At 38.1% G+C, this 14,002-nt stretch carries 11 protein-coding genes; 6 read left to right on the top strand and 5 right to left on the bottom strand.

Going from position 1 to position 14,002, the window contains the following annotated elements; all coding sequences use genetic code 11:
* Positions 1–177: 177 nt before the first annotated feature.
* The gene (locus J8L86_RS11440) at positions 178–1,011 is read left to right on the top strand and encodes a hypothetical protein (RefSeq protein ID WP_211030395.1); all 834 of its coding nucleotides are present in this window, start codon (positions 178–180) and stop codon (positions 1,009–1,011) included.
* Positions 1,004–1,741: a hypothetical protein gene (locus J8L86_RS11435; protein ID WP_211030393.1), complete on the top strand. Its 738-nt coding sequence runs from the start codon at positions 1,004–1,006 to the stop codon at positions 1,739–1,741. The genes J8L86_RS11440 and J8L86_RS11435 overlap by 8 nt, the downstream gene beginning before the upstream one ends.
* A gap of 522 nt (positions 1,742–2,263) precedes the next feature.
* Here the strand turns inward: J8L86_RS11435 and J8L86_RS11430 are convergent.
* The 3 genes from J8L86_RS11430 to J8L86_RS11420 all read right to left on the bottom strand — a co-directional run bounded on the left by J8L86_RS11430 (position 2,264) and on the right by J8L86_RS11420 (position 5,682).
* On the bottom strand, positions 2,264–3,724 hold the full coding sequence (locus J8L86_RS11430) for a hypothetical protein (protein ID WP_211030391.1): 1,461 nt from the start codon (positions 3,722–3,724) through the stop codon (positions 2,264–2,266).
* Positions 3,725–4,296: 572 nt separating this feature from the next.
* Positions 4,297–4,818: a hypothetical protein gene (locus tag J8L86_RS11425; RefSeq protein WP_211030389.1), complete on the bottom strand. Its 522-nt coding sequence runs from the start codon at positions 4,816–4,818 to the stop codon at positions 4,297–4,299.
* Between the two features lie 354 nt (positions 4,819–5,172).
* The gene (locus J8L86_RS11420; protein ID WP_211030387.1) at positions 5,173–5,682 is read right to left on the bottom strand and encodes a DUF2726 domain-containing protein; all 510 of its coding nucleotides are present in this window, start codon (positions 5,680–5,682) and stop codon (positions 5,173–5,175) included.
* A gap of 140 nt (positions 5,683–5,822) precedes the next feature.
* On the opposite strand from J8L86_RS11420, the gene J8L86_RS11415 reads away from it, so the two are divergent.
* From J8L86_RS11415 to J8L86_RS11400, 4 genes are all read left to right on the top strand, one after another.
* Entirely contained in the window at positions 5,823–6,530 is a 708-nt protein-coding gene (locus tag J8L86_RS11415) for a hypothetical protein (RefSeq protein WP_065109865.1), read from the top strand.
* Positions 6,531–6,729: 199 nt separating this feature from the next.
* Entirely contained in the window at positions 6,730–7,266 is a 537-nt protein-coding gene (locus J8L86_RS11410; protein WP_211030385.1) for a hypothetical protein, read from the top strand.
* A 141-nt stretch (positions 7,267–7,407) separates the two neighbouring features.
* Positions 7,408–7,971: a hypothetical protein gene (locus J8L86_RS11405; protein ID WP_211030383.1), complete on the top strand. Its 564-nt coding sequence runs from the start codon at positions 7,408–7,410 to the stop codon at positions 7,969–7,971.
* A gap of 300 nt (positions 7,972–8,271) precedes the next feature.
* On the top strand, positions 8,272–10,386 hold the full coding sequence (locus tag J8L86_RS11400; protein ID WP_065109872.1) for a TonB-dependent siderophore receptor: 2,115 nt from the start codon (positions 8,272–8,274) through the stop codon (positions 10,384–10,386).
* Positions 10,387–10,977: 591 nt separating this feature from the next.
* Here the strand turns inward: J8L86_RS11400 and J8L86_RS11395 are convergent.
* Together J8L86_RS11395 and J8L86_RS11390 are read right to left on the bottom strand one after the other, a co-directional pair.
* A complete protein-coding gene (locus J8L86_RS11395; RefSeq protein WP_211030381.1) occupies positions 10,978–13,212 on the bottom strand; it encodes an ATP-binding protein in 2,235 nt (744 codons plus the stop codon).
* Positions 13,181–13,861, bottom strand: coding sequence for a response regulator (locus J8L86_RS11390; protein ID WP_065109874.1), 681 nt, complete (start codon positions 13,859–13,861; stop codon positions 13,181–13,183). The genes J8L86_RS11395 and J8L86_RS11390 overlap by 32 nt, the downstream gene beginning before the upstream one ends.
* Positions 13,862–14,002 lie beyond the last annotated feature (141 nt).

Genomic DNA, 14,002 nt, shown 5'->3' with positions numbered 1-14,002 from the left:
AACCCGAGCGTATAATTGTAAAGCAATCCGTTTTGTAAATTACCTCTGCCAAAAAAAAACAATTCTAAAAACCGGTAAGTTGCTGTCATAACTATTAATTAATGCTTTCATGACTATTAATTAATGCTGTCATGTATATACTGAATGCATACCAATTTAACCGCATTAGGAATGTATATGAGCGTCAACTTTGATGTTGTGATGGCGAGTGATGACTACTCTGTAGATATGAATTCGGGACTCGATACACTTAAAGGGGCGTCTGAGGCCACTAGACAGATCGCAACTACAATTCTTGAAGAACGAGTGCCAGAGAGGCTATCGAGTGAAAGCAAAGTTCGAACAAACTTAAAAAAGAGTTTTAGAGGCTCTTTTGGTCAGCAATTCTCTATTGATATCTATGATGCGGATGTGCAGAAGCGATTCAATAAGATTGGTAAGAAGGCATTTGCGGAACTGATATCTTATTTTATAAATGAAGCTCTTTATCAAGAAAGTCTTGAACTTTCCCTAAAGGCTAAAAATGTTCTGAAAGGTCTTGGGGTCGAACTTGAAGAGAAGTTAATTAAGCAACTGCAAACAAGCTCTCTTGATCACTTGCACACTGTATCTAATAACTTTAATCAAGGTGTAAAGCTTAGGTATAGACAAAGTAGAGAAAAACAAACTATCTTAGCTAAAGTTGACCGTGCAACACATGCTACTTTAAAACCACGAACAGATAGAACTAAACGAGACATTGCTGCAAGTATAACTCGTCTTAATATCAATACTGGCAATGGTAGGCTTCAAATACAAGGTGCAGATGAAACTGTTGCATTTGGATTCCCTGCAACGAAGAGGTATCTAGAGCTTAAAGTCGCATCTAAAGCGCCTTTTTCTAAAAACTTGCATACTAATAACAGTAAGCCAAGAGAAGAATGGGAAACTCTACATCTTCGTGTTCATACGGAAACTACAAGCACAGGCCGAGTAATCAAATATATTGTTGAAGGTATTATCGATGCTTAATAGGTATTCAATTGCAGCTATCGGTTTGATGGTTGTAGTCGTTGCTTCTTATGTCTTCCAGTTTTATTTCAATCTGGGGTATGAGATCTCAGAACAGCCCTCTGATTGGGTTGATTTTGGTGGTTTCTTTAATGGGCTTGTTAGCCCACTGCTTAGCTTTGTCTCCTTGGTATTGTTGATTCAGTCCCTAAATCTTCAGAACCAAGCTAATACAGAGCTTAGGATTGAGGTGCAGCTGAACCATAAAAATGAGCAGCTGAGATCATTTGAGACCTACTTCTTTGGGCTAATAGAAGCGCAGAGGGCTTCATTTGCAAATTTTAAATTGGAGTTCAAGGAAGAGGAAGGCGTTAAATCTCTGGGAGGAGTATGCGCTATACGAGCGCTTGAAGATCGGATTGAAGCTTTTCGTGAACGCAATGCACAAGATACTGAAATAGAAGAGATGCTAGAGAAGCTTGATCAAGACGAGCACATCTATAACACGATTCGAGTTTTCTATAACATCGTGAAAATGATTACCGAAAGGCTCAGTGATACAAATCAGTTTGATGAGAGTATAAGGACGAATCAGTTTCAAACACTTATTAGCTTTACCGAGTTCTCTCAACTGAGACTTGTAATGATCTGTATGCAGTTTATGGATTACCCATCGGCTGACTACCTAAAAAACAACCATGAGTTTATGACTGTACTAACAGATCTAGGTGGAGGAGCGGATCACTATTAAGTGTTTTTAAGTCTGTTAACGGTAGCTGTAAATAAGTGGGGTCAGAGTCTGACGGAACCCCACGAATTTAATAGTGAATAAGTAGGGGCAGAATAAACGTTTCACTTTGTGCTTGTGTGGTACAAATTAACTGGCTTTTACAAACGAATGATTGCTTCTTCTTCCCTGAAAGGCGTTCTCTTATTGGATTAAGAGCTTGGCCTGCGTTTGTTTTTTTGTTGGTTCTACAATACGCCAGTTTTTCTGTTTATTGCAATGGGTTAGCGCACTGTTTCGCCCGAAATTTAAAATTAAATCATTTAAAAATAGCGTGTTAGTTACGGTGTTGTTGATTTATTCTCGCACATGCGGCTTCTTTTTGTTTTGATTTTTATAGGTAAGCGTCTTCGCTGTTGTCTTGCATCGATTTGAGCATGAGTTGATTACACAACTTATCTTGTAACTGCTGCGCTGTTTTCGATTTGCAATAAGCGGGGGCAGACTTCGATCCCGCTTAGTCTAACTAATTACAGTAGGTTACAGCTAAGTACAGTAGATTGGGTAATGCATTATTCCATAGCTTAGCTTGGGTGCAATTTTCTCAGCAAATTTAAGCTCTGCATCTTTATGCTTCCACCTATTTTGATTCATATTTGCGCTTTGGAGTATTATTGTTATATTTGAATTTATTAAGTTTTGGTCTTTAAACTTAATAAATTCTTCAGGTGAATTTAATCCCATATCGTCACTTAATATCCAGAGCCATTCGACTCCTGCTTCTGAAAGCTCAGTATAGTTTCGAACAAATATGAATATGTCCTTAGATTTAATTTTTTCAGCATGATCAGTTAAAAGTGATATAGATGATGATGTAGTACTTCCTTCAATAAAATAAGCGTTTTCGTTCACTATAAAATCAAAAAAATATGCTTCTGGTTCGTCAGCTGCATTATATGTTCTATCTAGAAAGCTATTAAGCTGACTTCTACTTGATACTGAAGATATTTTATAATTTTTATATTTCTTATTAAAAAACTTTTGCGCCAAATAAGGAAAGGTGAAATCTCCAGGGAATTCAGATAATTCGACAAAACGAAAATTACCTACAAAATTTTGTTGGAAAAATTCATATGAAGGCATTAATAGGCCCGTGCCACCATCAATATTATTAATCATTGCTTCGAAGTGTGGCTTAAGTTCGACAGGGTTGATTTCGTTCTTTGTTAATTCTTCAATAAAATATTGAACCATAGGGTCTTTGTTAGTTGAAGGTGACTTATTTGATAGTATTTCAATTACAGTTAAAAATTGAAATACCGTGCCTGCAACATTAATTAGAGAGGTGTTCAGATTATTATCTACTTCATTTAATGCATCTATTTTTTCGGGGGCGCTATTTTTTAAAGCGATACTTGATTTAAATATATTTTCTAGAACCATCAAGTTACAAGCATCTAGAAGTTGCTTATCTTTTTCTTCAAAAGCTGCTCTAACCATTGCTTGCATTCTGGCATCAAGTATATTTTCATGTAAAGTTGTAAGAAGATAATTTCGACTTAATGTCAAAGCATCATTTCTCTCAGTGTTAGTGAATGTCATGTTTGAATAGAGGCTGGTGACTGCACTAATTTGATTAAGAATCCGAATTGAATGTCTAGCTTCTAAATAGTCTGGATTTTCATTTAGATTTCCTTGTTCTTGAAGCTTATTTGACGTTGTTTGAAGAGCATTACTAATAAATTGTAAATATTCAGTATTCTTTGCAATTGTTATAGCTACGTATGCACCAGCTAACCCAACTGCTGTAGCAAATATAAATTGAATGTAACTTACTAGTAAGGCAGATATGTCAGCTTTATTATCTAAACCTAAAATATTTTTTACAACACTATGTTGTTGTCCTGAATCATATAAGAAAAAAAGTGACAGGGTGAGTGTCGCAATTAAAAAAACAATTATTAGTGTACTAAATTTAAGGTGATAATTATTTTGATTCGATGACATTGCTTACCTTCATTCTTTAGTGATTAAAGTAATTATTGGTGTTACATCTTGTTAGGTATGCGGAGAAACTTCTCCTGCAATTATGAAGGGCATAGTAAACTTTTCACTTTGTGCTTGTGTGGTTCAAATGACATGTGATTTACAAGCGAATGATTGGCTTCTTCTTCCCTGAAAGGCGTTCTCTTATTGGATTAAGAGCTTGGCCTGCGTTTGTTTTTATTGGTGATACATTACGCTATTTGTTTTGTTAAGTGCAATGCTTTAGTGCATATAACTGGCATAAAAAGTATTTAAAAATAATATGTTAGTTGCGGTTTTACTAATTTACACTCGCACATGCGGCTTCTTTTTGTTTCTGTATGTCTTCGCTGTTGCCTTGTATTGATGCAGGGATAAATTGATCATACGACTTATCTTGTAATGGCTACGCTGTTTTCGTTTTGCAGTAAGTGGGGAGATACTCTAATCCCACTTAATCATAATCACACTCACTTAATTCTCTCAATCCTAATCTGAGGTATTAGTGCTTAGTAGTTACAGTGCCTTAGATATTACCCTATATAAAGATTGCATCATTTGACTAAAAAGCACTCTGGCTCTATAGCATCATTTTCATAATCGTCATAAGTGTTTACAGTTAGGTAAACTTCTTGACCTTCATCAACTGTAATTATTTTGATGTTGGCACCACTATAAACAGGATAAACAAGCTGTCCATAATCAATAGAATCTTCGGCATAATCCCTTAAATCAATTTCATGTCTAACTGATTGTCCAACTGAAAGTGGGAACCAATTAGAACCATAATAATGTTCTGGTTTTAAGCGTTTTGTTCTTATTGACTCTCCATCATAGTAGCCAATGGATATACCCGCATTATGAGCATCAAATAGCTCACTATCCAAAAATCTAGGGTCAACAAGTAAATCCTGATCTGACGTATTTGTATATTCGAGTATAATTTGGCCATTATCTGTACATAAAGGAAGGATATCTACAGAAATATATTTGTGGTTGTGGTCGAACACGAGAGCTTGTAGTGAACAACTGAAAAGTCCACCAAGAACAATTAATCTCTTAAAATAACTAATCATAGGTATTTACCAACTATTTATACAAAAAAGTACGCAAATAAGTGGGGATCCGTCAGGAGCAGAGTAAATTTTTCACTTTGTGCTTGTATGGTTCAAATGAACTGTAATCTACAAGCTAATGATTGGCTTCTTCTTCCCTGAAAGGCGTTCTCTTATTGGATTAAGAGCTTGGCCTGCGTTTGTTTTTTATTGGTTATACATTACGCTATTGGGTCTATTTATTGCAATGCTTTAGCGCACTGTTTTGTCCTAAATATTGAAATAAAATCATTAAAAAGTAGTCTGTTACAGATTGTATCGTTAGTTTGTATTGCGGTGGTATCGCTTGCTAAAGATTAGCTTTGATTTCAGGCGTTAAAGGCTGTATTGGTAATGTGCGAGGAGCTGCTTTACTTCTTGCACTGAATATCTCGCTTTAGCTGGAAATCGTATGAGTGGCAGTTGGGCGCTTTCACAAGCATCGTTAATGAGTGCATCACGTTTCTGAGCGCGTTTGCTGTTGTGGCTTTTGTCGTCTAGCTCTATAGCTGCAACAAATTCCATGGTGTCGGGTTTACACAATATATAGTCGAAGTGCTTGGCTGAAATTCGATTGAATGCTGTTTGCCAATTGATACGGTTTAACCCTTTTTCAGGGGTAAGCACATCGGCAACACGTACTTTGGCAAATACACGATATTGAGCTGCACAGGCGGTATCAAGTACGCCTAAAAATGAGCGTTCGGCAGGGGAGAATAATTTACTTTTTTGGCGATAGCTTAACTGCTGAGGTCGGTTAATAAGGGCGGTGAACAGCTTGATAAACACGATAAATATCAACACTAAAACCAAAACGAAAACTAAAACAAGGTTGGTGATATCCATGATTCATCCTTAAATTGGAAAATGAGTTGCCTTCGATATTAGGCTTTTTTTTTCTATTTATTGCAATGGCTTACCAAGTTATATAAGTTTACTTTTACCGTTTTTATTGAGCCGTATATCTCGGGCGAGGAAAGTTTTCAATGTCAGTATCGAGCCGAATAACTGAGCTGAAAAACGTTTTAGAAGATTTAGATAGAACCTATGATATTGCGTACCCTTCAAGAGAGTTGATTGCTCCTTATGAAGCGTTGCTAATACAAGTTGAGTCTTTATATTCCAGTACAGCTAATACTGACACAGGGTTAGCTAATGCGGCAGCAGGGCAATCTGAGCGATTAGAGATTATTGAGTTGTACGTACAAAACATCAGCCAGCTTGCTTGCTTGTATCGCCAATTCTATCGCCCACATAATGTGGTTGCGCTTGCTGAACGTTCATTAACCTTGACTCATTCCTTACTGATCGATACTTCAGATAAAGTCAATTTCTTAAATCATTCTTCGAATCAAATAACATTGCCAGATTGCTTTGCGCATCTGTACTTCACATTATTACAGTGTTTCTCAAGCGTGCATGAACTCAATAGTAGGGAATTTGATTTAGAGCCGCTGTGTAAAAAAATGCTTGCGATAAGTGAGTCTGGCTATCAATCTCAGCCACGATTATGGGCGGAAGCCTATGCTTGGAATTTAGCGACTTTAGCAATGAGCATTACAGAGCAGTCACGTAGTAATGAGCAGAGTCATTTCTATCAAAAAAGCTTCATGGTTTTTAATTTTTACGAGCTTCGAATTCCTCACTTTTGGCAACAAGAGTATGCGAACCATTCTGATACCGTATTTCATTAGCTTCCCATATAACTACGGGGTCAATTAACTTTTAATTTGTGTTGTTTAACTCTTGCTCGCTTAAGTTTATTATTACTTTATAGTTTTTCTCACTTTTTCATCATATATAGTTAATAGTGATGTAGTTGATAATTATCAGCTGGTATACAATAAAAACATATAAATGGATTTTAAATAAACTAAATAAATGGAATTATTAATGAATATTCATGAGCTACCTTACGATCTCCCTAAGACACCAAAAGGTAAAAGTCATTACCTATCTAAAGTTTTAACTATTCCTCAGCATCTTTTAAGCGGTAAATATGAAGAAGAGTCAGAGGCGATGGCGGGTGTAATTTTATACCGTCACCTAACAAAAGAAGAAAAGTATCAATCTATGTTAGTGATTCATCGTCTACAGAACCGCCCTTTAAAAGGGAGACTCATTGAGAAAATCACAGATGTAACTGTGAACCCACAATGGGGAGTTTGGTCACTATCAAATACCGAACTATTACAAGATCAAAAGTTTCATGACACCATCAATACATATGCAAGCACTTTAGGGGTATCTGCTTCAGCGCTCAGTAGCAAAGATTTTGCTGTTACATTGTGGAAGACGCGTAAGGTATCTAAAGGCGGGTGGGTTAGTTTAGTTATATGGGGGTCTGTCTATTTTAATGCTAGTGAATTAAGTAAGGCCAATAAGGAAATATCCAACAGAAGTCGACTTTTAGATTCGGCACATTATTAGTTATGAATATTTTTATAGCTTCAATCATATATATAATTAATTTCGCTGGATGTGCGTGGGTTTATTATTCTGCGAATGAATCTAATAGAGAAATATTCTTTTATGTAGTTTTGTTTTTTGCCAATGTTCAAGGGGTTTACCTTGGTTACAAAATTTCGAAGCTGGAAAAAGACTAAGTACATACTTGTACTTTTTTATTTTTTTAGTTTGCTGTTTTCAATTTCACTTTCAGCTGCAAATGATGAAATATGCTCTAAAGATAACTTTAAGGACGTCTTTCATCACTTTGAGGTATCTAAAAACATTGATGGAACCAAAGTAAAAGTTTCGGCTGAAAGCAGCAAGTTTTCATGGAATTTTTCTTTGTCTCCACTTAATGATGAAGATCCTTTGTTAGTTAACAAAGGTCAGAATAATCATATGATGACACGTGATCTTGTCGTTAATAATTTTGTTTTTATGCTAGAAGAAGAGTTATTTTATACTACGGAAAAAATTGAAAATTTTGACTTTGAAAATTGGCAAGGTGCGCTCATTTTTTCAAAAGCAGCCATGACTGGTTCAGATGTTATCTTTATTGTAGGAATAAAAAAGAGTCATGATAGTTATTATCTTTCTAAACAGATAGTTATTGGTGATGAGGAACTTTCTTGGGAATTAAAAGATACTCATATTTATAAAGAATTTTTGAGGCTTTGTACTTAGGTACTTAGTGCTTAGTTTTTGTATTGATTCTATTCAACTTTTATGGGTTAAACCGCTAAATCCAAGACGACTTATTGCTCACTATCGTCCGCACTTTTCAATTATTATCTATTGAACCGCTACTTTTATCGTTATGCATTCTTTTTGAACATAAAAAACTTCAAGCCTTTTTAAAAGGTTTAATGCCCAATATTGCGGTTGCTCTTGTTTTGACGATTTGTTGTGAGACTTGGCTTTGACGAAGGTAATGATATGTTGTAACATTGCGTTTTTTTAATCAGCCCTCATCGAGAAAAGCACGTGAAAAAGCATTTTCTATACTCAATACTTATCATTTCTAATGGTGCAATTGCACAAGATAATATAACCCCAACGTCAGAAAACCAAGATGACATTGAGCGTATTGAGGTGAACAGATTATGGCAGCCTTACCGAGGTAATGTGCCATTGATTGAAACGCCGCAAGCCGTAGATAGAATTAATGCAGAAACCTTACAAAACGAGGGCATTACTCGTTTTATGGATGCCTTAGATTACTCCCCTAGTGTGGTAAGACAAAACAATTCTGGCGGTATGTTTGATAGTTTTGCTATCCGTGGTTTCTCTGGTGACGAGAATAACCCAACGGGTTATTTAGTGAATGGCTTTAATTCACGTGGCTACAACGGTAATCGAAACACGGCTAACATCGAAACCATTGAAGTGATGAAAGGGCCTGGGTCAGCGTTATATGGTCAAGGAGAGCCAGGTGGTACTGTCAATATTATTACCAAAAAGCCTCAGTTTGTTGAGCAGGGTTATATTCAAGGTACTTTAGGTAATTACAATACCAAGCAAGTCGAGTTCGACCATACGAAAGGGATAAGCGATGATGTTGCTTACCGTATTAATGGTTTCTATGAAGATTCAGAGACATTCCGTGACCATGTTGATGTTGAAAGCTTAAATTTAAGCCCATCTTTATTGTGGAATATTTCTGATGCGACAAGCCTAAGCTACGAAATGGAAATCTTAGATCAAAGCAAACCATTAGATCGCGGCGTGTATGTGCTAGATAACGACTTTGATTCTGTTGATACATCGGCTTTTTATGGCGACACGCGTGACGGCGCTCATGAAGTGAAAGCATTAGGTCATCAGTTATTGTTAAACCATCAATTCAATAACCAGTGGCATTTATTAACGGGTTTAGCGTACAGAGATTCATCTTTTAAAGGCCAATCGTCTGATACTGAGCTATCTGACGGTCGACAGCTGATTTATACCAATCCAGACCTGTTATCAAGACAGCGACGAGAGCGAGATTATCAAGCGCAGGATTTTTCAGCTCGCTTTGAAGTTAGCGGCGACGTTACGTTAGGCGGCGTTAAGAATAATCTATTAATCGGGTTAGATTACTATAACTTCCAACTTGATACTGATTACCGAGTGTGGAGAACGGCTTGGGGATCGGGTGATACGACTTATGCCATCGATCCGAATAATCCTGATTACACAATGGATCAACCTGAAACCTCACCAACTACATTGACCTCTGAAGAGCAAAAAGGCTTGGGCTTTTATGCACAAGATTTGATTGAGTTAACTGACAGAGCCAAGTTGTTAGTGGGTTTTCGAGTTGATCAATTTAACCAGCAAATCTTGAATAAACTGGATAACGAATTCCAAGAACAAGATCAAACGGAAGTGTCTTCTCGTTTTGGCTTTGTCTATGAGTTAGATAACAATATCAACCTATATACAAGCTATGCAGAAGGTTTCAGACCCAATCCAGGTTTAGATTCAGACAGAAACCCATTCGAGCCAGAGCAAACCAAATCGTTTGAAGTGGGCCTTAAGTGGCAAGATGTGGCGGACAGGTTTTCAGGTAGCTTAGCGCTGTATGATGCGAGTAAAACCAACATGCTAACCGCAGAGCCAGACACTGGGTTATCAGCAACACTAGGTGAAGTAGAAAGTCAGGGTGTTGAGTTTCAATTAACCACAGCACTCACCGCCGATACCAGCATTGAACTCGCCTATGCTTATACGGATGCCAGAACTGCTAAAGACTTAATTGATAACGATTGGGGCGTGCCTATTCCTAAAGGTTCTCGCTTAATTAATGTTGCAGAGCATGTCGGTCACGTTGCATTAAGACATTACACAGACATCATGGGTAAAGAAGCTTACTTTGGTGCGACGGTAAACTATGTTGGCGATCGTTTGGGTGAGACCACTGATCCAGACTACATTTTGCCAGCATACACATTAGTGAACTTGTCAGCAGCAGTCGATCTAACTAGCCGATTTAGTCTAATGATCGATGTGAACAACTTATTTAATGAGCAGTATTTTGAAAGCTCGTATCATAAGTTGTGGACTATGCCGGGTGAGCCGATTAACTTTACGGCGAGTGTCAAATACCAGTTCTAACTTATTGTATTAATTGCTGCTTAGGCTTGTTATTACATCGTTGAACCTCGACTCTAGTCCTCATTGACACCAGTCAACTCCGGGCTAGAGCCATCAGTTCGCCTTGTACTAACATCGCCAGCGACGCAATTTCAGGTGTATAGCTAGTAAGACTGCATCAGCCGCTACTTTTTGCATAGCTCGAAATAAGGAGTTTGACACCAGTCAACTCCGTGGCCAAAAGCAGCGGCTTTTTTGTCTTACTTTCGGCAGTAACGCTACTCGGGTTAATTGGGTAGGCACCTCTGGTGCAATTATAATTTAACTGCAACTTCCACCTTCTACCTTCCAACTTCACTAAGGCTGTACCAGTCGCTACTTTTGCATGGTTTGAAATAAGGAGTTTGACAGTAGTCAACTCCGTTTCGTAACGCTGCGGCTTTTATGCTTGTGTTAACAGTGACTTTCGCCATTAACGCTGTTTAGGGTTGGGCTTGCCTGCGACATAATCAATGTAAAGTTATTAATAAGCGACTGTCGAGTCGCTTTTTTCTTGGCTGGAATTTTATAAAGCTTAAGTGGGTTTATTCAGTGATAATCTGAGTAAAATTATTACTGACAAAGTGGAATGCGAATAGTGACGGCGAGGCCGCCTAAATCACTTTTGGAGGCGAAGATAGTGCCTTCGTGAGCTTCGATGATGTTTTGGCTGATAGACAAGCCAAGGCCTGAGCCGCCTGTGCGTCTATTGCGAGACTTCTCCACTCGGTAGAGTCGTTCAAATATCTTTTCGAGTTCTTCATCTGGTACGCCGGGGGAGCTGTCTTTTAATACCAGTATTAAACTGTTTGAATTAACCGCTAAACTCAATGAAATTTGACCGGGTGCATCCGTGTATTTAATGCTATTAGTGAGCAAGTTAGATAGCACTTGTTTGATGCGGTCTGTGTCGATATTCACCAGCGCTGTATTGGCGTTAATAGCCAGATGCCACTCAAATCCTTTGGCGCTAGCATAGTGTTCAAATTCTTCGCCCCAGTTCATTAAGATAGGGACAAAGTCGACTTGGCTTGCTTCAAACGATAAACCATTCACATCAGACAAGGCGAGCTCGTATATATCGCTGATCAGGTGGTTTAAATCATCGATTTTAGTACCGAGTTTTTGATAACTTAAGTCAACATCATCAACCAGTTGATATTTAAGCGCATCTACCTGTAATTTGAGTGCGGTTAATGGGGTACGCAGCTCGTGAGAAACATCTGCTAGAATCTGATTTTTTTGATTTAAGGCATCTTGGTAAAGATTGGCTTTTAATATTGCCAATTTACGACGTTGATAGAAAAAGTAAATCAGAACCGTAAACAAAAAAAGCAACACTAAGGCGATAAATATCACGCCTTGAGAGATAGTTTTATGGACCTCAGCTTCTGCTTCAACCGCTTTATTTTCTTCCTGTAATTTTGCTACCTTGATTTGTTCTTCTAGTAAATCAATATCACGCTTATGCTTTTCTATTTCTCTTATTCTTTGTTCTGAATAAAGTTGTAGTTTGATATTAAAAGCGGCTTCTAAATGCTGGTGGGCATCATCGTATTCGCCTAATTGATGATGGGCTTTACTCAGCAGTTCGTTGTCACTCAGTTGGTGTTCTAGCAGGCCCAGTTTGTTTGAGATGATAAGTGATTTTTCAAGATAGTGCTTAGCACTGGGGTAATCTAAGGTATCTATATAGTATTCGCCTAAGTCATGCCAAACTTGGCGAGACTGATGATCAGTTGGTGCCAGTTTTGCTGTGTCGTCCGCTAAAGATAGCTGCTTAAAACGCTGGGTATTATCGTTTAGGCCGTTGTAGATCATGGCCATCTGTAGGTGAGAGCGAGACAACAGCTGATTAGCCGACTCGCGCTTAAATATAGCAATGGCTTTATTAGTGTAATCGATGGATTTTTCATAGTCTTGGGTTTTAAGGTAGATACTGCCGAGTCGATGGTAATCAAAGCCCATATCTTGAATGCTGTTTAGCTGCTTATCGTAATCGAGTGCCTTAAGATAAAAGCGCAGTGACTTACTATAGTCTTGAGCGCTGTAATACAGCTCCCCAAGATTAAAGTAGTTGCTTGCAAGCTCTTCAATATCGCTGGTGCTTTCAAAGTAGCGCATGGCTTTGATTTGATACTCTGCGGCTAACGCTAAATTTCCTTCTGATTCGTAAAGCACGCCTAGTTGGCTGAATATCTGTGCTTCACTGTTGTAGTCTTCGTTTTGCTGAAAAATCTCTAGTGCAATTAAGTAGTATTCTTTCGCTTCTTTAAGCTTCATTTGTAAGAGAAGAAATACGCCAGCGAGTTGATATAAACGCCCTAGTTCGATGGCCTCAGGTAACGCGATAGGCAAGGCCTGATTGACGATGATATCAGTGGCTTTGGCATAGTTGTTTTTACGTCTTTCAACAAAAGCGGCGCTGATCAGTACTTTGATTTTAAGTTCATCGTGATAAGTGGGAAGCGCTGTAACTAACTCATTTAGTAACTGTTCTGATTTGGCTTGTTGGCCGCTTTTACGATAAATGGAGACCAATTTTAATTGAGCGCGCACAAGATCATCGCCCGCCGCGGTTTTGATGATTTCTTTAACTTGCCACTCTGCCTTTTTAGATGATGACGTAATGTCATTTAGTTGAGCTTCGATATCAGAGCTGGAGATAGGCTGACCTTGTGCTTGCACAATACTGATACTGTGAATACAGCCAACAACCAGAAGCACTTTAATGAATAAACCTAAAGTGCTGCTGATGAGTTGGATAGTGCTTGTTTTAGCGAAGACAGAAGCGATAGCCTGCTCCATAGACCGACTCAATAGGGTTTTCAGTAATGCCAGCCTCTTTAAACTTATTGCGAATTTTTTTTACGTGACTGTCGATCGTTCTATCTGTGATATGACGATATTGAGGGTAGGCCAGATCCAATATTTCATCTCGTGAATATATCCTGTCAGGTTTGTTATACAGCAGTGAAAATAAGCTTGCCTCAAGAGTAGATAGCTCGACCTTCTTGTCTTGATAAACCACTTTACCTTTTTCTGGGTCGACGGTGAGCTTTGAAAAGCTAACCGTTCCCTGACTGCGGGCTAAAAGTGACTTCGAGCGGAGGATAAGCTCCATCGTGTCAAAAGGTTTGCACAGATAGTCATCAGCACCCGTACTAAGGCCAATATTTTTATCAGTTTGATTGACCTTGGCGGTGAGCATGATGATGGGCACATTGCTAAATTGCCTTATTTCTTCGCAGCATGCTATCCCCGTTTTATTGGGTAGCATGATATCTAAGACGATAAGGTCAGGTTGGTATGTTGAAACCGCTTGAATCACATTAGCACCATCATCAATATGAAGCGTTTCTAAGTTATGGTGGTGATAAAATAATGCCAAGCTTTCGGCAATATCAAGATCATCTTCAACAATTAAAATTTTTTGTTTTTCTTGTGTTTCGTTCATGTGGTATACCGCAGCTGGTCGTTCCTTGTTCCAGCATTACCCCTTTAGTTATTACAAAACAGCTAAGTATTGCAAAACGTCCATGGCTATTACAAGTTTGGATTTTATTCTCCCACAGTAAATAACTTATTGCCATCTTGT

This window comes from Shewanella sp. MMG014, from assembly GCF_018100775.1.
Classification (GTDB): domain Bacteria; phylum Pseudomonadota; class Gammaproteobacteria; order Enterobacterales; family Shewanellaceae; genus Shewanella; species Shewanella japonica.
The sequence above is the reverse complement of the archived record's forward strand: the minus strand, read 5'-3'. Positions and strand labels throughout refer to the sequence as shown.

Bases quoted from the DNA above. Each gene is read 5' to 3' on its own strand.
- J8L86_RS11440 (WP_211030395.1), top strand. From the start codon at position 178: ATGAGCGTCAACTTTGATGTTGTGATGGCGAGTGATGACTACTCTGTA.
- J8L86_RS11435 (WP_211030393.1), top strand. From the start codon at position 1,004: ATGCTTAATAGGTATTCAATTGCAGCTATCGGTTTGATGGTTGTAGTC.
- J8L86_RS11430 (WP_211030391.1), bottom strand. From the start codon at position 3,724: ATGTCATCGAATCAAAATAATTATCACCTTAAATTTAGTACACTAATA.
- J8L86_RS11425 (WP_211030389.1), bottom strand. From the start codon at position 4,818: ATGATTAGTTATTTTAAGAGATTAATTGTTCTTGGTGGACTTTTCAGT.
- J8L86_RS11420 (WP_211030387.1), bottom strand. From the start codon at position 5,682: ATGGATATCACCAACCTTGTTTTAGTTTTCGTTTTGGTTTTAGTGTTG.
- J8L86_RS11415 (WP_065109865.1), top strand. From the start codon at position 5,823: ATGTCAGTATCGAGCCGAATAACTGAGCTGAAAAACGTTTTAGAAGAT.
- J8L86_RS11410 (WP_211030385.1), top strand. From the start codon at position 6,730: ATGAATATTCATGAGCTACCTTACGATCTCCCTAAGACACCAAAAGGT.
- J8L86_RS11395 (WP_211030381.1), bottom strand. From the start codon at position 13,212: ATGGAGCAGGCTATCGCTTCTGTCTTCGCTAAAACAAGCACTATCCAA.
- J8L86_RS11390 (WP_065109874.1), bottom strand. From the start codon at position 13,861: ATGAACGAAACACAAGAAAAACAAAAAATTTTAATTGTTGAAGATGAT.